Source organism: Azospirillum humicireducens (assembly GCF_001639105.2).
In the GTDB taxonomy this organism is placed as follows: domain Bacteria; phylum Pseudomonadota; class Alphaproteobacteria; order Azospirillales; family Azospirillaceae; genus Azospirillum; species Azospirillum humicireducens.
The window spans coordinates 482,088-499,439 of record NZ_CP028903.1; the positions used below are offsets into that span (position 1 = coordinate 482,088).

The window sequence follows — 17,352 nt, forward strand, 5'->3', positions numbered from 1 at the left end:
AGTTGACGCAATTGCCGTACCGCCAGCGCTGCGGGAACGCTGTCGTGTGTTGCGGGGTTACCTCCGGGCGACACCAACATATGGACATTCGATGACCCTGCAGCAGTTCATGGCCTTTGCGTTGGTGGGCATCGTGGTGGCGATGCTGGTCTGGAACAAGCTGCGCTTCGACGTGGTGGCGGTGTTGGCGCTTCTGGCCGGTGTATTCCTGGGATTGATCCCGGCGAAGGACGCGTTTTCCGGCTTTGCCGACGACATCGTCATCATCATCGCGTCCGCCCTGATCGTCAGCGCCGGCATCGCCCGGTCGGGGGTGATCGACGCGCTGGTCCGCCCGGTGGCAGGAAAGCTGAACACGCCGACGCGCCAGATCGCCTTCCTGTCAGGATCGGTGGCCTTCATGTCGGCCCTGATGAAGAACATCGGTGCGCTCGCCATCTTCCTGCCGATCACCATGCAACTGGCCCGGCGGCACCGCACCGGAGCGCATCGCGTGCTGATGCCGATGGCCTTCGCCTCCCTCATGGGCGGACTGATGACGCTGGTCGGCACCTCGCCGAACATCATCGTGTCCCGCGTGCGGGAGGAAATCCTCGGCAAACCCTTCGCCATGTTCGATTACCTGCCGGTCGGGCTTGGAATCACGGTGGCCGGGCTGGCCTTCCTTATGGTCGGCTGGCGCCTGCTGCCCCAGGACCGCAGCGGCGCCCGGTCGGCGGAGGAGACCTTCGCGGTCGAGAATTACGCCAGCGAGATGAGGCTGCCGGCGGTATCGGCCTTCGTCGACCGCACCGTCCGCGACATCGAGGCCCTGGCGGAGGGCGAGGCTCAAGTGATCGGTCTGATCCGCGAACGGTTCCGCCGCTATGTTCCGGACAAGCATTGGGTCCTGCTGGCCGACGATATCCTGGTTCTTGAGGGTGATGCGCCGGCCCTGCAGCGCCTCGTCCAGGCCGCCTCGCTGGAGCCGTTGGGCGTGCTGGAGGACGTGGATGGTGAACTGTTGGCGGTCGAGGCGGTGGTGACGCCGCACTCGCCGCTTGCCGGCCATTCGGACCGCCGTCTCGACCTGCGGCGGCGTTTCGGCCTCAGTCTGCTGGCGGTGAGCCGCGCGGGCGAGCGGATTACCCAGCGCCTGCACCATGTGGTTTTCCGGGAGAGTGACCTGCTGCTGCTCCAGATTCCGGCGGAGCGCTATCCCGATGCGCTCGCCGACGCCAACCTGATCCCGCTGGCGGAGCGCCGCCTGCAACTTGGCCGACGCCGGCCGATGTGGGTGCCGGTCGGGATCGTCATCATCACCATGTTGGTCGTCGGTCTACATCTGGCACCCTTGGCGGTTAGCTTCCTGGCGGCGGCGACGGCGATGATCGTCACCGGCGTGCTCAGCATCGAGGATGCCTATCACGCTGTGGAGTGGCCGATCGTCATCCTGCTGGCGGCGCTGATCCCGGTCAGCGGCACGCTGGAGAGCACCGGAGCGACCGGGGTGATTTCCACGCTGCTGGCCGATGCCGCGCGCGGACTGCCGGCGGTGGCCTGCGTTACGCTGGTCATGGCGGCGGCGATGGCGGTCACGCCCTTCCTCAACAATGCGGCGACTGTGCTGGTCATGGCGCCCATCGGTGCCGGGGTGGCTCAGCAGCTGGGCCTCAGCCCCGATCCGTTCCTGATGGCGGTTGCCGTTGGTGCCGGCAGCGATTTCCTGACCCCCATCGGTCATCAATGCAACACGCTGGTGATGGGACCCGGCGGTTACCGGTTCAGCGACTATCCCCGGCTGGGTTTGCCGTTATCTCTGCTCATCCTCACGCTGGGCACCTGGTTGATCGTGATGGTCTGGCCGCTTGGGGGGTGAGGGAGGAACATCGGCTCCTGTCCGGATGTTGCCCTTCGCCGCCCGCCCATCGCCTGCCGACAGGCCCCCAACGAGGAAAAAGATCGTGCTGGTTTCCGAGATCATGGCGAAAGCGCTGGAGTTCATCGCCCCCGACGCCACCGTACAGGAGGCTGCGACGCTGATGGGCGAGTTGGATGTCGGCGCGTTGCCGGTCGGGTCGGCCGAGGACCTGCTGGGCATCCTGACCGACCGCGACATCCTGTTCCGGGTGGTGGCGGAGGGCGGCGACAGCACGCGGGTGCGGGTGCGCGAGGTGATGTCCAGTTCCGTTTTCAGCTGCCGCGACACCGACACGCTGGCCACGGCGATGGACATCATGGGCGCCTACCATGTGCGGCGCCTGCCGGTGCTGGACGAGGCGAAGCAGGTCGTCGGCTGGCTGACGCTGAGCGACGTATCGCGCCGGCTGCTGCTGGACACCGACACGATCCGCAATGCGCTGGGCGAGCTCAGCGCCAGTGGACAGGATGTCTGAGGGGCGATGCTACAGCCTCAGCCCCATCTGACGGTTGAGACGCACCACCAGATCGGCGGGCAGCTCCAGCCGCAGGGCGAGGTAGCGCAGGTAGGAGCGGTTGATCGGCGCGTTCTTGTCGACTGCCGCCAGGGAAACGGCATAGAAGCGGGCGGCGAGGCGCGGGCTGTCGACCTGCCGGACCAGTTCCTCCAGGCATTGCGGTTCTTCCAACGAACTCTCAAGCGCACGCTGGTCTTCCTCGTCGAGGGAACTGCTGCGCAGCTTGCCCCTGATCCGGCCGAGTTCCATGCCGTCCAACCGTCCATTCGCATGGGCGGCGGCGGCCATGGCGCGGACCAGCAGGCGGGCTTCCTCCGGGCTGACGGTCTGCAGATCCGAAGGGGCGCGGTCGAGCAACTGGTGGCGGTTGCGCAGGTGGGCGTCCAGAATCTGGCGGGCCAGCATCTCGTGCAGAACCGGCCGGTGCCCGAGGCGCGACCCCAGCGGGCTGCTCTCCACTTCGGGCTCGCCGGTGGGAATGGCGGTCGGAATAGGGGGCGGTGAATCCGGCGAGTGGCCGAACAGGCGCTTCAGCAGGCCGGGCTTCTGAAGATCCGACATCAGGGGGCTCCCCCACCGGTCCCGGCCGGGCGCTGCATCGCACTGTCGATCTGCGTCAGCAGGCGGGAGAAGTCGACGGGCTTGGGGTGGTAATCGTCGCAGCCCGCCTGCAACGTCTTCTCGCGGTCGCCGGACATCGCGTGCGCGGTCAGGGCGATGATCGGAATGGCGGCCGTCTCTCCACCCGCCTTCAACTCGCGGGCGGCGGTCCAGCCGTCGATGACCGGCAGGTTCATGTCGAGCAGGATCACGTCCGGCCGTTCGCTGCGCGCCATCTCAACCCCCTGGCGCCCGTCGAAGGCGAGCACCACCTCGAACCCCCGCCGCTTCAGCCGGCGTGACAGGAAGTCCCAGATTTCCTCATGGTCTTCGACCAGCAGAAGCTTAGCCATCGGTTCCTCCCGTTCCCGTCGTCGCGCCTGTGGCATCGTCGGCCTTGCCGGTGGCCGGCCGCAGGCGCGCGATCGCGTCCTTCAGCTCATCGATCATCTCTTCCGATCCGTCTTCCGTCATCGGGATGATGTCGCGGACGCGGCCGCGCAGTTCCTCGGCCTCGGCGCGGTCGATGGCCTGGGGGGCCATGACGATGACGGGGATGCCGCTCCAGTCCGGATTGCGGCTCAGCGTCTTGAGGAAGGCGAGCCCGTCCAGTCCGTCGATGAAGGGGGCCAGCAGGATCACGGTCGGCCGGACGGCGGCAAGCTGGCGGAACGCCTCCTCCTCCGTCTCGGCGTCCCGCACGTCCCAGCCGTCGCGGCCCAGTTCCGCCCCCAGGAGGGTGCGGGTCTCGTCGGCCTCCATCAACACAAGCGCCGTGCCCGGAGCCTGTCCGCTGAGACCGCTCAGCACGCGGTGCAGCCGCTGCCAGTCCACCGGCTTGGTGAAATAGTCTGCGGCACCCAGCGACAGGGCCAGCCCCTTCTCCCGGCGGGAGGAGATGATGATGACGGGGATGTCGGCCAGATCGGGTTCCGCCTTCAGCAGCGACAGCACCGACCAGCCGTCGGTCCGTGGCATCATCACGTCCAGCAGGATGGCGTGCGGGTGGATTTGCCGGGCGATCGACAGGCCGGTCTGGCCGTCGGCCGCCAGCGCCACGCCGAAGCCCTCGCGGTGCAGGAAGCGGGCGAGCAACTCGCGCATCGCCTGTTCGTCGTCGATGATCAGGATCGTCTCGCGGGCGGATGGCGCGGGTGCGGTCTGGCCGGCCGTCACCGGTGAAGGGTCGGAATGGCGGTGCGCCTGGTCGTGCCGCAGGTCGGCGGGCAGCCGCAGGATGAAGCTGGTGCCCTTGCCGGCTGTCGACTTCCAGCACGCCGAAGGGGTCGCCTTCGCCGTGGATGATCACGGTGATGGCGCTCTTGACCCCATGCTCGGCCAGCAGAGCCGGGCAGCGGAAGCGGGACTCGGTGCCGAGATCGTTGGAGATGACGGGCTCGCCGGTTTTCAGCGCGAAGCCGGCGGGAGAGCCGAGGTCGGCGCCCACCGTCCGGCTTCCGACGACGCCGGGGTGCCAGCCAACGCCGGCGCGGACCAGCAGGCGGTCTCCGTTGGACGTGTCGCCATCCGCGCTCCTCACCCATTCCAGGGCCTTGCACAGCTCCGCCCCCAGACCGTCGGCACACAGGCGGGTGGCCTCCTGCAGCAGCGCGCCGACGTCCGTGCTCCTCAGGGCTGCCCTGCCGAAGCGGGCCAGCAGGTCGTGCTGCTTTTCCCTGCGGGCCAGTTCTTCGGCGAGCCGGACGGCGTCGGAGGCGTGGCGTGGGGAGATGCCGGTGAGGGAGATCGGAGTGGAGGACATGAACCGTGGCGGCCGGGGAAAGGGACGCAGACAAGAACAGGGCCCGGCGGCATTCGTCCGCAACGGCGGGAGCGGTACTCCCTCTTTGCGATAGGATCAGTGAACGGAGATGCGATTGGCTCAAGGTGCTGTCGAGCGGACTGTCGAGCGGACTGCCGAGGAAGCGGGCCGTCCTACCGGGCGGCACGCCCTGCCGACAGCAGGCGCGGGATGTGGCGGGTGAGCCCGATGGCGATGCCGGCGCCATGGAGCATCGCGGTCGACAGCAGGAACCCCAGACTGTAGAGAACCGGATCGGCCGCCTGCGGCATCTCTGCGCCGTGGGCATGGCCGTGCAGGACGGCGAAGGCACCGACCAGCAGCATTCCGGCAACCACCGGCACCCGCCTGTTCAGCAGCACGAGCAGGCCCAGCACCGCGACGGAGGCGGCGATTCCGGCCTCGACCGCCGGCAATTCGACACCGGACATGCCGAGAATGGCGCCACCCGCCAGCATGGCGATGAAGGACGCCGGCAGCAGCCAGACCGCCCGGCCGCCATTCTGCACCGCCCAGATGCCGACGGCGACCATGGCCAGCAGATGGTCGATGCCGTTCAGCGGGTGGAGAAGCCCCTGCTGGAACATCGCATGTCCGGCATGGCCGGTGTGGGCAAGCGCCGGGAGGGCGAGCGCCATGGTGAGGAGTCCGGCGAGGCCGGCGGAAAGCAACCTGTTCATTGAAGACGATCTCCTGTGAATGCCGGCTGTGCTTTCCGCCGGCTATGCCCTTTGCCGGGATCAACCGATCAGGGCGGCTTTCATATGGCCCCGCCCGTCTTCCGCCTCGTCCAGCTGTCGAAGCATGTCTATGAATGCCAGAGCATCGGCCTCATCGATCCGCGACAGGGCGAAGCCGAGATGGACCAGGACCCAGCCGCCGATCCAGGCGGAGAGCGGTTCATCGGGGCCGGCGAGGCAGGAAAGATTCACCTCCCGCTCTTCGCCCAGCATCTTGGCGATGACGGTGGTCCGTGCTGCATCGGCGACGGCAAGGATCTTGGCCGGGACACCAAGGCACATGGCGAGGCTCCTTTGTCGCGGCGCTCAGGCCACTTCCAATTCGACAAGGGTCAGGTCGGCGCCACCGCGTGGGCTGAGGCGCTGGCCGCCGCAGGTCGGGCAGGAGGCGAGCCGTGACGGCACCTCCCGCTCGCAAGCGCAGTCGTCGCACCAGACCAGACCCGGCGGTTGGATGATGTCCACCGCCGCGCCATCGGCCAGAGTGTCGCGACGGATCACGTCGAAGGCGAAGCGAAGGGCATCCGGATCGACACAGGCGAATTGCCCGACCGCCAGCCGGATGCGGATCACGCGCCGGAAGGCGTGCCGACGGGATTCCTCCTGCAGCAAATCCAGCAGCCGCTCGCACAATGAAAGCTCATGCATGGCTTGCCTCCGTGTCGATAAAGTAGCACTGATGATGAGTGCGTGGCAAATCACAAATATCACTCTATGCATGGATTTTGTAGAATAAGCGCTTTCCATAAGAGCAATCTATCGAGTGATAATCTTTATTTATTTTGAATTTGCTCGATAAATATTTTCGGTGAGCCGCAATGTCGCATGTCATTCCGCCGCGTGCCGGCGCAAGATCATGCGGCGAGCGCCGGCCTGACCATGGCGCCGGGGCCAATGCTCCAGCTTCGGCGTTGTAACGGTACGCTGTGGCGGACCGTTCGACCGGCGTTCGCCCTCACCCCGCCATTCATCGCAGCCAGGGGCTCCGCCACATCATGGACCATGCAACCGCTTGCGAGGCTCCGACCTCCGCGCCGTTTTCGCTGGCGCAGCCGCTCGCGCGCTACGGCGTCCGGCTGGTGCCGGCCATCGTCTGCACCGGATCGCGCACCGACGACCGCGAGGAGGCGGTCATCGGTGAGGTGCCGGTCGGGTTGGTCTATGCCGGCGACCTGTTCGCGGTCATGCTGGCGACCCCGACCGACCTTGAGGATTTCGCCACCGGATTCTCTCTCAGCGAGGGGATCGTCGGCAGTGCCGACGAACTGGCGATCACCGCCATCGACGCACTGGCGGACGGCGTGCGCATCCGCATGGAACTGCCGGTGGAGCGGCTCGCCGCCCTTCTGCGGCGCAAGCGCAACCTGATGGGCGGATCGGGCTGCGGCCGTTGCGGAACCGACAGCTTCGCGGAGACGCTGCGGCCTCTCGATCCCGTCCGCTCCACCGCCCGCATCGCGTCCGATGCCATCGGCCGTGCCGTGGCTGCGCTGCCGTCGGGGCAGACGCTGAACCGGCAGACCGGCGCCGCCCATGCCGCCGGCTTCGCCCTTCCCGACGGGCAACTGTTGGCCGTTCGTGAGGATGTCGGCCGTCACAATGCGCTCGACAAGCTGATCGGGGCGCTCGCCCGCGGAGGCATCGACCCGACCGGCGGTTTCGTCGTGGTGTCGAGCCGCTGCTCCTTCGAGATGGTCCACAAGACCGCTGCTGCGGGCATTCCACTGATTGCCGCCATTTCCGCCCCGACCTCGCTGTGCGTCGGCTTTGCCGAGACGGTGGGTGTGGGTGTGGTCGCCTATGTGCGCGAAGACCGCTTCACGGTCTATGCAGTGCCGTCGCGCGTCGACACGCCGGCTTGAAATCCCTGCGGGACCGGCTCGACGGCAGGTCCCGCAGGAATTCTCTCTTCGTCAATGCGTCGCTGCGGGCCGTCCCATCGCGGGCGTCGGCTGCTGTGACGGCAGCGGGGTCAGGCCGCCCAGGCCCTTGCGGTAGATCAGCCAATAGATGCCGCCGACGAACACCGACCCGCCGACGATGTTGCCCAGCGTGGCGAACAGCAGGTTGTGCAGGATGCCGCCCGCCGTGATCATCGACACGTCCATCCCGGCCGGCACATGGCCCGTGATCTTCAGCACATAGGCCAGCGGCAGGAAATAGAGGTTGGCGATGCAGTGCTCGAACCCGGCGGCGACGAAGGCGGCGACCGGCAGGGTCAGCGCCACGATCTTGTCGGTCACCGTGCGGCCGGCATAGGCGAGCCACACCGCCAGGCAGACCAGCAGGTTGCACAGGATGCCCTTGAAGAAGATCGTCACCGCATCCGGCGCGATCTTGCCGATGGCGAGCTTCAGGACCGCGCCGCCGACCGCGCCGTTGCTCATCTCGGTGTGGTGCGACATGAAAATGAGGAAGACGAGGCCGAGCGCGCCCACCGCGTTGCCGATCCAGATCGTCGCCCAATTGCGCAGCACCTGCGCCGTGCTGATCTGGCCGTTGGCCCGCGCCATCACGATCAGGCAATTGCCGGTGAACAGCTCCGCCCCGCCGACCATGACGATGGCGAGGCCGAGCGAGAAGACCAGCCCGCCCAGCACCCGCTGGACTGCGAAGCTGAGGGCGGGGTCGGCCAGCACGATGACGAAGAACATGCCGCCCAGCCCGATGCCGCCGCCGGCGACCACCGCCAGCATGAAGCTGGGCAGGAAGGGCATGGTCGCTTTCTTGACGCCGAGCTTTTCCACCTTGTCTTGAATCTCGGCCGGCGAATAGGCGTCCATGCCGAGCACTGGTGTGTTTTTCGATGCAGGATCCGTTGCCATGACGGGGTCCTCCGCGTGTGTGGTGTTGGTCCGGATACGGTCTGTCCCGGCACCCGCCGACGGATGTGCAAGGGCTCGTCGGCCAGGGGGAGGGGCGACCGGCAATTCAGCGCCGATCGGTGACGCCGTCGGCGTCCTGGAAACTGCCCGGAGCGCTGCGACAGGAGAGGCGCGAACGCTCCGGGGTACTGCTGTCAGCCCACTGTCTCGTAGGCCTCGAATCCCTCGCCTCGGACCAGCCGCTCGTGAACGGCCTCCACGGAGCTGCGGACGGTTCCGGTGACCGGTGCGAAGAAGCTGGTGTCCTGCGGCTGGATGCCGAGGAACAGGATTTCCGGGATGGTCTCGCGCAGGCTGTCGATCAGGAAGTTCAGCGGGATGGCGTGGGTGGTGACCATGAACTGCTCGGCGACGCTGTCCTGGTCGATCAGGCGGACCTCGCCCGGCGGCAGTTCCATGTCGGCCGCATCGACGATCAGCACCCGCTGCGGGGCCAGTGCGCGGATGTGGTGGGTGTGGTTTTCCGGGACATCCTCGCCATCCACCACGGTCCAGCCGGGGGCGGGCTGCTCGTCGAGCAGCTGGGCCAGCAGCGGGCCGGCGCCGTCGTCGCCGCGCAGGACGTTCCCAACCGTGAATACGACATCGGTCATGACAGCCGTCTCCCCATCAGATAGATCGCGGGCTCGCGCCGAATGGCGTCCAGCGCCGTGCGCAGCCGGTCCAGCCATGCCGCCACGTCGGGCGGGGCGGTCGGCAGAACCGCCTCGATGGCCGCCATCAGCGGCCGGGTGTGGGTGCTGTCCACCGTGATCTCGCCGAAGCGCAGCAGGCCCGACAGCTTGCGGTGCGCCTCCTCATTGTCCTTCAGCGCGTCGAGAACGCGGTCGAACACCGCGGTGGTGCAGCGGAAGGCCGGCTTGAAGCAGTCGAACACGCCGATGTGATGCCCGATGGCCAACGAATAATAGACCACCTGCCGGGCATCCTCCGGAATATCCTCCTTGCGCTCCAGCACCTTGGCGTTCAGCTGGTAGAAGACCACCTCCGGCGCGACGCCGCGGCCGGCGCGCAGGCCGGGGATGGAGCCGGGATCGGCTTGCGCGGACATGCTCATGGCGCCTCTCCCCGGATGGCCTGCTGCACCACCTCGGCCAGCCGGCCGATGATCTCGGCGCGGCGCGGGTCGCGCTCCTCGCCGATGGCCTCCAGCATCCGCTCGGACAGGCTGAAGGATCCCGGCGTGTGCGCGTGCCCCTCCAGCAGGGCCATGAACTCCTCGGCGATGTCGCGGCCCTGGCGGTAGCCGGCCATCCGCCGCGCCTCGCGCTCCAGCCGGACCCGCAAGGCATAGGGGATGTCGGGATGGGGCAGGGCGGCGGCCTCGCCGGCGGCCTCGACATGGGTCTCGGCCTTCAGCTTCTGCTCCAGCAGGCCGAGCGCCACGGCGAAACCGTGGATGGTCGCGGCCGGCGTCGGCGGGCAGCCGGGGATGTATACGTCCACCGGCACGATGTTGTCGGTGCCGCCCCAGACGCAATAGAGGTCGTGGAAGATGCCGCCGGTGCAGCCGCAGGCGCCGTAGGAGACGACGATCTTCGGATCGGGCGCCGCCTCGTAGGCGCGCAGCGCCGGCATCCGCATGGAACGGGTCACCGCCCCGGTGAACAGCAGGATGTCGGCATGGCGGGGCGAGGCCACCACCTTGATGCCGAAGCGCTCCGCGTCGAACACCGGGGTGATCGACGAGAAGATCTCGATCTCGCAGCCGTTGCAGCCGCCGCAATCGACGCGATAGACGTAGGCGGAGCGCTGGATGTTCTTCAGCAGCGCCTTCTTCATCGTCGCGATCTGTTCGCTGGTGGAGACCGGCGACATCTCCGCCACCAGGGTCTTGGGGTCTACGGGGACGTTCATGGCGTGGTCTCCAGTTCCTTGGCCGGCTTTCCGGTTTTCGAGAGGCCGGCTTCCATCTGCCGGGCGATTCCCATGCCGGCGATGTGGTGGACATCCTGGGCGCGCTTGCAGGCCGGGCAGGTCGCGGCGGTCAGGCGCAGCCGGTCGGCCTCCTCCGCGCTGCGGGCCGACTGGCTCAGCAGGCGGGCGACGTAATCGACCTCCTTGGCCGGGGCGAAGGGCTTGCCGCAGCAGGCGCAGTCGGCCAGCGTGAAGACGGCCTTGCGTGTCAGGTCGGCCTTGCTGCCGACCGCCAGTTCGAAATCGTCGGACAGGCGGATGGCGCCGGTCGGGCAGGATTCCTCGCAGCGGCCGCAGAAGACGCAGCGCCCGTAATTGATCGACCAGGTGCGGCTGCCTGCGGCGGTGTCGGTCTCCATCTGGATGGCGTTGGCCGGACAGGCGACGGTGCAGGCAGCACACGCGATGCAGTCCTCAGCCTTGTGTTCCGGCTTGCCGCGGAAGTCCTTGCAGACCGGCATCGGGGCGAAGGGGTATTTGACCGTCGCCTCGCCCGTGCGGAAGATTTCCTTGAGTAGCTTGAGCATGTCCGCCCCCCGTCACTTCAGCGGTGAATCCGTGCGTTCGCGGCAGTAGCGCTCCATCTCCTTGTAGGCGATGGTCTTGGAGCGCTTCTTGCGGACGTCCACCACGGTCACGCGGTCGGTGCAGGAATAGCAGGGGTCGATGCTGCCCACGATCAGCGGGGCGTCCGACACCGTATTGCCGCGCAGCATGTAGCGCAGCACCGGCCAGTTGTTGTAGGTCGAGGCACGGCAGCGCCAGCGGTAGAGCTTCTGGTTGTCGCCGGTCATCGACCAGTGGATGTCCTCGCCGCGCGGCGCCTCGGTGAAGCCCAGCGCGAACTTGTGCGGGACATAGGTGAAATCCTCGTTCAGCACTGGGCCGGCCGGGGCCTTGTCCAGCAGCTTCTCGATGATCCACAGGCTGTCGAAGAACTCCGCCACCCGCACCAGCGTGCGGGACAGCACGTCGCAGCCCTGTTCGACATGGACCGGCATGTCGAGCAGCTTGTAGCCGGCGAAGGCATGGTCGGCGCGGGTGTCGCGGCGGTGGCCGCTGCCGCGCACCACCGGCCCGACCGGGCTGTAGTCGCGGGCGATCTGCGGGTCGAGCCGGCCGACGCCCTTGACGCGGCCGCTGACATTGGCGGTGGACAGCAGCACATCGACCAGCCGGGTCACGTCGTCGCGCAGCTCGGCGACCAGTTCGCGGGTCTTCGCCTGCTGGTCGCCCAGGATGTCGCGGCGCACGCCGCCGATCAGGTTCAGCGCATAGGTCTTGCGCGCGCCGGTCAGCAGCTCGGCCAGCGTCATCGCCTTCTCGCGCACGCGGAAGAACTGCATGAAGCCGGTGTCGAAGCCGATGAAATGGCAGACGAGCCCCAGATTCAGCAGATGGCTGTGCATCCGCTCCGTCTCCAGCAGGATGGAGCGGATGGCCTGGGCCCGCGGCGGCACCTTGATCCCCAGCGCATTCTCCACCGAACTGGCATAGGCGACGCTGTGGGCGTAGCCGCAGATGCCGCAGACGCGGTCGGCCAGGAAGGTGACATCATTGTAGCCCATCCGCGTCTCGGCCACCTTCTCCATGCCGCGGTGGACGTAGAACATGCGGTAATCGGCGTCGATGATGTCCTCGCCATCGACGAACAGGCGGAAGTGGCCGGGCTCGTCGGAGGTGATGTGCAGCGGCCCCAGCGGGACGACGCGGGTCTCCTGCTTGGCCTCGTTGATGAACTGGTAGGTCTCGTCGTCGCTGGTCGGCGCCGGGCGCAGCCGGTGGTCCATCGAGTCCTTGCGCAGCGGATAGAGCTCGTCCGGCCAATCGTCGGGCAGGACGAGGCGGCGTTCGTCCGGCAGCCCGACCGGGCGCAGGCCGAACATGTCGCGCACCTCGCGCTCGCCCCAGACGCAGGCGGGCACCCTGGGGGTGACGGACGGGTATTCCAGCGTGTCGGCCGGCACCTCGCAGCGCACCACCACATGGCACTTGTCGCCGCCCTCCATCGACAGGACATAGTAGACGGCGTAGCCGCCGTTCAGCGGCCGTTCGTCGTTGCCGACGACCACCGACAGCCAGCCATTGTGGTCGTAATAGAGGCTGGCGACGATTTCGGGCAGCGAGACCGGCTTGACCGTGATGGTGACCTGGGATTCGGTCTGCCAGGATTCATCGAGGATCGCATGGGGCAGGCTCTCGCGCAGGGAGGCGATGTAGCCGCTCCCGACCCGTTCCGGAGTGAGGATGTTCATTTTGAGATCTCCGTCTGCGAGAGGCTGCCGGTCACCAGTTGCCCGCCGGCGCGGGCCGTGTCGTATGTTTGCCCGTCGTTTGATTGCCAGGGGGCGGCCACCACCGGGCGGCTGTCGCCGTTCATCACCACCGTCGTCGCCTGCTGCACCAGAGTGGACAGCGGCTGCGGCACGGCGAAGCCCAGCATCAGCACCAGCGCCGCCAGCACGCCCAGCGGGGCGAGCGCCCTCCAGCCGACGTCACCCTTCGGCATCGTCTCCGGGCTCTTGCCCAGCACGCTGTCGGCGACGATCTTCACCAGACCGGCGATGGTGATGCACAGGAACAGCGCGCACAGCGCCATGATCCAGCCATAGCCTTCGTTCAGCCCGGCCATGAAGACCATGAATTCGCTGACGAAGATGTTGAAGGGCGGGAAGCCGGCCAGCGCCAGGGCGCAGCCCATCATCAAGAGGCCGGTGGCCGGGGCCACCCGCAGCACGCCCTTCACCGCCCGCAGGTCGCGGGTGCCGTACTTCATCAGGACATTGCCGGCGCTGCAGAAGAACAGGGCCTTGGTGACGCTGTGGTTGATGGCGTGCAGCAGGGCGGCGGCGATGCCGAGCGGCCCGCCGACGCCGAGCGCCACCACGATCAGCCCGACATTCTCGATGCTGGAATAGGCCAGCTTGCGCTTCAGATCCTGCTGCACGAAGAACAGCAGCGACGAGACGCCGACCGACAGCAGGCCCAGCGTCAGCAGCAGCATCTGCGGGAAGCCGGTGCCGACCGTGCCGACGGTGATGACGTAGAAGCGGATGACGATCAGCAGCGCGCATTTCAGCAGCACGCCCGACAGCAGGCCCGACACCGGGCTCGGCGCTTCCGAATGGGCGTCGGGCAGCCAGGCATGCATCGGGAAGATGCCGGCCTTGGTGCCGAAGCCGATCAGGGCGAAGACGAAGGCCAGCTTGACCAGCATCGGGTCCAGCTCGGCGGCATGGCCGACCAGGGCCGTCCACAGCACCGCCTGGTGCGGGTCGGCCAGCACGTCGGCGGCGTTGGAGAAGACCAGCACCGTGCCGTAGAGGCCGAAGGCGACGCCGACCGTGCAGATGATGACGTATTTCCAGGCCGCTTCCAGCGAGGATTTCTGCCCGTACAGCCCGACCAGGAAGGCGGATCCCAGCGTCGTCGCTTCGATGGCCGCCCACATCATGATGATGTTGTTGGCAGTGACCGCCAGCAGCATGGTGAACAGGAACAGGCTGAAGAAACCGTAATAGATCCGGACCTTGCCGGCGTCGATGGCGCCGGACTCCAGATCGTGGCGGATGTAGGCGATGGAATAGAGGCCGGTCATCAGGCCGACCACGCCGATCAGCATCATGAAGACGGCGCCGAGCGCGTCGACGAACAGCCAGTCGCCGAAGGCGGCGATGGCGCCGTTCGACAGCACCTGGATCAGCGCCGCGACGCTCAGCAGGAAGACATAGCCGACGGAGCCCAGATGGATGCGCTCCAGCAGCGTCACGCTGCCCGTGTCGGTCGCGAAGGCTTCGGGCAGCGACTCCCGGAACCAGGGCAGGGTCAGCAGGAACAGCGCCACCGCCAGCGGACCGATCAGCAGAAGTGGGGGAAGGATCGAGGGTACCATGGCGGTCATCCCTTCAGGCTCGTGAGCTGGCGCGCGTCGAGCGTGTGCAGCGTGTCGAAGATCCGCGATCCCAGCGCCGCCATCACCACCACCGCGAAGATGGCGTCGGTGGCGATGCCGATCTCCACCAGTTCCGGCGCGTTGGGGGCCAGCAGGGCCAGGGTCAGGTGCGACCCGTTCTCCATCAGGCAATAGCCGAACACCTGCTTCAGGATGTTCCGCTGCGCCACGATGCAGGCGAGGCCGATGAAGAACAGGGCGAGCGACACCGCCAGCGCCGGCTTGATGGCGTCGGCCGCCGGCAGCGTCACCTTGGACGCCACGACGAAGCAGAGGATGAGGGCGACCGCCGCGCCGACGATGGACAGCGCCGTCGGCATCACCGCACCGGTGCCGATGGCGGGATCGCTCAGCCGGCGGAAGGCGCGGTACATGATGGCCGGGACCAGGATCACCTTGGTCAGCAGCGCGGTGAAGGACCAGAGATACAGCTCGCCCGACCCGGTGGCTCCCGCCAGCGCCACGAACAGCATCACCAGGATGAAGCTCTGCAGCGCGTAGAAGCGGGCGGAGTTGGCCGGATTGCCGGCGAGCGTGACCAGAAGGGAGCTGACGATCAGCAGGCCCGACAGGCCGTTGACGATGAGAAATCCGTTCATGACCGTTCCCTCCCTCAACCGAGCCACGAGGCGGCGATGGAGCTTGAGACCACCGTCATCGCCACCAGGGCCACCAGCACGAACTTCATGCCGGCCGGCAGGGGTGCTGCCGCGGCCATGGTGGTGGACGGCTTGCCGGGCACCGAATGGCCGAGCCATTTCAGGAACCAGGCGAAGGAGCCGACCGATTCCACCAGCGCGATGACGACCAGCAGCATCAGCGCCCAGTGATGGGCCCCGACCTCGAACCCGCCGGCGAAGATGGCGAACTTGCTGAAGAAGCCGTTGAAGGGCGGCACGCCGGTGATCGCCAGGGCGGCGCAGACGAAGGCGACGCCCAGCAGCGGCGATTTGGTGACGATGCCGCGCAGCGACGGCAGCAGCCGGGTGCCGGCAGTGTAGCTCAGCGCACCGGCGACCAGGAAGAACAGCGTCTTGGCGAAGGCGTGGTTGAAGATGTGGGCGATGGCGCCCTTGAAGGCGAGGTCGGAGCCGAAGACCGAAAGCGACAGCGCCAGCAGGATGTAGGCCAGCTGCGTGATCGTCGAATAGGCAAGCAGGCGCTTCAGGTCGACCTGCGGCAGATACATGAAGAAGCCGTAGACCAGCGTCAGCACCGCCATGATCGAGCCGATCCAGCCGACGATCTCCGGCGCGCCGCCGGCCGACATCAGCCCGCGGGCGAAGATGTAGACGCCGACCTTCACCATCGAGGCCGCATGCAGGTAGGCGCTGACCGGGGTCGGCGCTTCCATGGCGTCGGGCAGCCACATGTGGAAGGGCAACTGGGCCGACTTGCCCCAGGCGGCGACCAGGATCGCCAGCAGCACGGCCGCCTTCATCCCCGGCGCCAGGTCGGCGATGGCGGTCAGCGCGAAGGTGCCGGTCGACAGGAACAGCAGCGCTGCCGCGACATAGAGACCGAGCGAGGCGACATGGGTGACCAGCAGCGCCTTGGCCGCCGAGCGCAGCGCCTTGGGCGATTCATAGTAGCCGATCAAGGCCCAGGAGCAGGCGCCCGTCAGCTCGAAGAAGGCGAGCTGGCCGACCACGGTGGAGCTGAAGACCAGCCCGGTCATGGCGCCGATGAACACCAGCAGGAAGGCGTAGTAGCGCCGCCGGCCGATGTCGGGATGCTCGCGGTTGCCGGCGTTCAGGTAGGCGGCGGAATAGATCGCCACCAAGAGGCCGATGGCGATCACCGCCAGTGCGATCAGCACGCTGACGCTGTCCACCACCAGCCCCAGGATCGAGACCGATCCGAAGGAGATCAGCTCAAAGGTGCCGCCGACCTTGCCGTCGCCGAGCAGCGACATGGCGAGGATGGCGATCACCGCGACGGTGGCGGCGGCGAAGCCCTGGCACAGCCATTTGGCCGATGCCCGTTCCGATGCCGCGATGGCCGCCGCACCGCCGAAGGGGACGAGGATGGCGGCCAGCGCCAACAGCCCGAGCGGTTCCGTGGGGAGTGTTATCATGATGCTGCCCCTCGCCGGCTCACAGGCCGACCAGATAGAAGACGAAGGCGAGCGAGGCGGCGCCGACACCGATCCAGCTGTGCTGGGGGGTCAGGCGGAAGCGGACGCGCGCGACGCTGTTCTCGACCACGCCGACGGCGGCGAAGATCAGGACCAGCTTGATGGCGAAGGCGACCAGCCCGAACAGCAGCCCGAAGAACGTCATCTCGGGCGCGCTGCCGAAGGGCAGGAAGACGCCGACGAACCAGGCGACGACGACCGTCTGCTTCAGCGCCATCGCCCATTTGATCAGCGCCAGCGACGGGCCGGAATATTCGGTCAGCGGGCCTTCCTGCAGTTCCTGTTCGGCTTCCGCCATGTCGTAGGGCAGCTTGCCCAGCTCGATGTAGATGGCGTAGGCGAAGGACAGGGCGGCGATCACCGTCGCGGTCGCCGAGCGCACATGGCCGTCGGCGATGGCGCTGCCGATGGCGCCGAGGTTGGTCGAGCCGGCCAGCAGGGCCGCTACGAACAGCGACAGCAGCATCACCGGCTCCACCAGCACGCCCATGGTCAGCTCGCGGCTGCCGCCGATGCCGGAGAAGGAGCTGCCGCTGTCGATGCCGGACAGCGAGAAGAAGAAGCGGGCGAGCGCGAACAGATAGATGACCGTGATCAGGTCGCCGATGGGCGCCACCGGCGTGAAGCGGGTCAGCATCGGGATGCCCATGGCGATGACCAGCACCGTCGTCAGCATCACCGCCGGCATCGCTCGGAAGGCGAAGCCGCTGTTGGGCGGGGTCAAATCCTGGCGGGTCAGCAGCTTGGCGATGTCGCGATAGTCCTGCAGCAGGCCCGGCCCGTGGCGGGTGTGCAGCTTTGCCCGGACCATGCGCGACAGGCCGGAGACCAGCGGGGCCGCGGCGAGCAGGAGGAGCGCCTGGAACAGTCCCAGGATCAGGTGTGAGAAGGTCAGCATGGCGT

Annotated in this window: 19 protein-coding genes and 1 pseudogene; 3 read left to right on the top strand and 17 right to left on the bottom strand. The window is 67.4% G+C overall.

Annotated elements, in window-relative coordinates:
* The first annotated feature begins 91 nt into the window (after positions 1-91).
* Together A6A40_RS19845 and A6A40_RS19850 are read left to right on the top strand one after the other, a co-directional pair.
* Positions 92-1,858, top strand: a complete 1,767-nt coding sequence (locus A6A40_RS19845) for an SLC13 family permease (protein WP_108547615.1) — start codon at positions 92-94, stop codon at positions 1,856-1,858.
* 85 nt (positions 1,859-1,943) lie between these two features.
* Entirely contained in the window at positions 1,944-2,375 is a 432-nt protein-coding gene (locus A6A40_RS19850) for a CBS domain-containing protein (protein ID WP_236783907.1), read from the top strand.
* Between the two features lie 9 nt (positions 2,376-2,384).
* Here A6A40_RS19850 and A6A40_RS19855 read toward each other — a convergent pair whose 3' ends face one another.
* From A6A40_RS19855 to hypA, 7 genes and pseudogenes are all read right to left on the bottom strand, one after another.
* Positions 2,385-2,978, bottom strand: coding sequence for a DUF533 domain-containing protein (locus A6A40_RS19855; RefSeq protein WP_108547616.1), 594 nt, complete (start codon positions 2,976-2,978; stop codon positions 2,385-2,387).
* Positions 2,978-3,370 carry a response regulator gene (locus A6A40_RS19860; RefSeq protein WP_108547617.1) on the bottom strand — a complete coding sequence of 131 codons (393 nt, stop codon included), beginning with the start codon at positions 3,368-3,370 and terminating at the stop codon, positions 2,978-2,980. The genes A6A40_RS19855 and A6A40_RS19860 overlap by 1 nt, the downstream gene beginning before the upstream one ends.
* Positions 3,363-4,193, bottom strand: a complete 831-nt coding sequence (locus tag A6A40_RS31545) for a response regulator (RefSeq protein WP_236783908.1) — start codon at positions 4,191-4,193, stop codon at positions 3,363-3,365. The genes A6A40_RS19860 and A6A40_RS31545 overlap by 8 nt, the downstream gene beginning before the upstream one ends.
* A gap of 121 nt (positions 4,194-4,314) precedes the next feature.
* Positions 4,315-4,779, bottom strand: a pseudogene (locus A6A40_RS31550) (GAF domain-containing protein); the annotation flags it as partial.
* A gap of 173 nt (positions 4,780-4,952) precedes the next feature.
* Positions 4,953-5,498, bottom strand: a complete 546-nt coding sequence (locus A6A40_RS19870; RefSeq protein WP_108547618.1) for a HupE/UreJ family protein — start codon at positions 5,496-5,498, stop codon at positions 4,953-4,955.
* Between the two features lie 60 nt (positions 5,499-5,558).
* Complete coding sequence (locus tag A6A40_RS19875) at positions 5,559-5,840, bottom strand: HypC/HybG/HupF family hydrogenase formation chaperone (protein ID WP_108547619.1); 282 nt, start codon at positions 5,838-5,840, stop codon at positions 5,559-5,561.
* A gap of 24 nt (positions 5,841-5,864) precedes the next feature.
* Positions 5,865-6,206 carry a hydrogenase maturation nickel metallochaperone HypA gene (gene hypA, locus A6A40_RS19880; protein ID WP_108547620.1) on the bottom strand — a complete coding sequence of 114 codons (342 nt, stop codon included), beginning with the start codon at positions 6,204-6,206 and terminating at the stop codon, positions 5,865-5,867.
* 347 nt (positions 6,207-6,553) lie between these two features.
* Here hypA and fdhD point away from each other — a divergent pair, with 347 nt between their 5' ends.
* Positions 6,554-7,420 carry a formate dehydrogenase accessory sulfurtransferase FdhD gene (gene fdhD, locus A6A40_RS19885; RefSeq protein ID WP_108547621.1) on the top strand — a complete coding sequence of 289 codons (867 nt, stop codon included), beginning with the start codon at positions 6,554-6,556 and terminating at the stop codon, positions 7,418-7,420.
* A gap of 51 nt (positions 7,421-7,471) precedes the next feature.
* On the opposite strand, the gene A6A40_RS19890 is transcribed toward fdhD, so the two are convergent.
* The 10 genes from A6A40_RS19890 to A6A40_RS19935 form a co-directional block, all read right to left on the bottom strand.
* Positions 7,472-8,341, bottom strand: a complete 870-nt coding sequence (locus tag A6A40_RS19890) for a formate/nitrite transporter family protein (protein WP_108547622.1) — start codon at positions 8,339-8,341, stop codon at positions 7,472-7,474.
* Positions 8,342-8,577: 236 nt separating this feature from the next.
* Positions 8,578-9,036, bottom strand: a complete 459-nt coding sequence (gene hycI, locus A6A40_RS19895) for a hydrogenase maturation peptidase HycI (RefSeq protein ID WP_108547623.1) — start codon at positions 9,034-9,036, stop codon at positions 8,578-8,580.
* A complete protein-coding gene (locus A6A40_RS19900; protein ID WP_108547624.1) occupies positions 9,033-9,500 on the bottom strand; it encodes a formate hydrogenlyase maturation HycH family protein in 468 nt (155 codons plus the stop codon). Before A6A40_RS19900 ends, hycI begins: the two co-directional genes overlap by 4 nt.
* Positions 9,497-10,261 carry an NADH-quinone oxidoreductase subunit B family protein gene (locus tag A6A40_RS19905; protein ID WP_108548042.1) on the bottom strand — a complete coding sequence of 255 codons (765 nt, stop codon included), beginning with the start codon at positions 10,259-10,261 and terminating at the stop codon, positions 9,497-9,499. The genes A6A40_RS19900 and A6A40_RS19905 overlap by 4 nt, the downstream gene beginning before the upstream one ends.
* A 35-nt stretch (positions 10,262-10,296) precedes the next feature.
* Positions 10,297-10,887 carry a formate hydrogenlyase complex iron-sulfur subunit gene (locus A6A40_RS19910; RefSeq protein ID WP_042694835.1) on the bottom strand — a complete coding sequence of 197 codons (591 nt, stop codon included), beginning with the start codon at positions 10,885-10,887 and terminating at the stop codon, positions 10,297-10,299.
* A 12-nt stretch (positions 10,888-10,899) separates the two neighbouring features.
* Positions 10,900-12,615: a hydrogenase large subunit gene (locus A6A40_RS19915; RefSeq protein WP_108547625.1), complete on the bottom strand. Its 1,716-nt coding sequence runs from the start codon at positions 12,613-12,615 to the stop codon at positions 10,900-10,902.
* Positions 12,612-14,261, bottom strand: coding sequence for a hydrogenase 4 subunit F (locus tag A6A40_RS19920; protein WP_108547626.1), 1,650 nt, complete (start codon positions 14,259-14,261; stop codon positions 12,612-12,614). Before A6A40_RS19920 ends, A6A40_RS19915 begins: the two co-directional genes overlap by 4 nt.
* The gene (hyfE, locus tag A6A40_RS19925) at positions 14,258-14,911 is read right to left on the bottom strand and encodes a hydrogenase 4 membrane subunit (RefSeq protein WP_042694840.1); all 654 of its coding nucleotides are present in this window, start codon (positions 14,909-14,911) and stop codon (positions 14,258-14,260) included. The genes A6A40_RS19920 and hyfE overlap by 4 nt, the downstream gene beginning before the upstream one ends.
* A gap of 14 nt (positions 14,912-14,925) precedes the next feature.
* Positions 14,926-16,389: a hydrogenase 4 subunit D gene (locus A6A40_RS19930; RefSeq protein ID WP_108547627.1), complete on the bottom strand. Its 1,464-nt coding sequence runs from the start codon at positions 16,387-16,389 to the stop codon at positions 14,926-14,928.
* Between the two features lie 19 nt (positions 16,390-16,408).
* A complete protein-coding gene (locus tag A6A40_RS19935) occupies positions 16,409-17,347 on the bottom strand; it encodes a respiratory chain complex I subunit 1 family protein (protein WP_108547628.1) in 939 nt (312 codons plus the stop codon).
* Between the last annotated feature and the right edge of the window lie 5 nt (positions 17,348-17,352).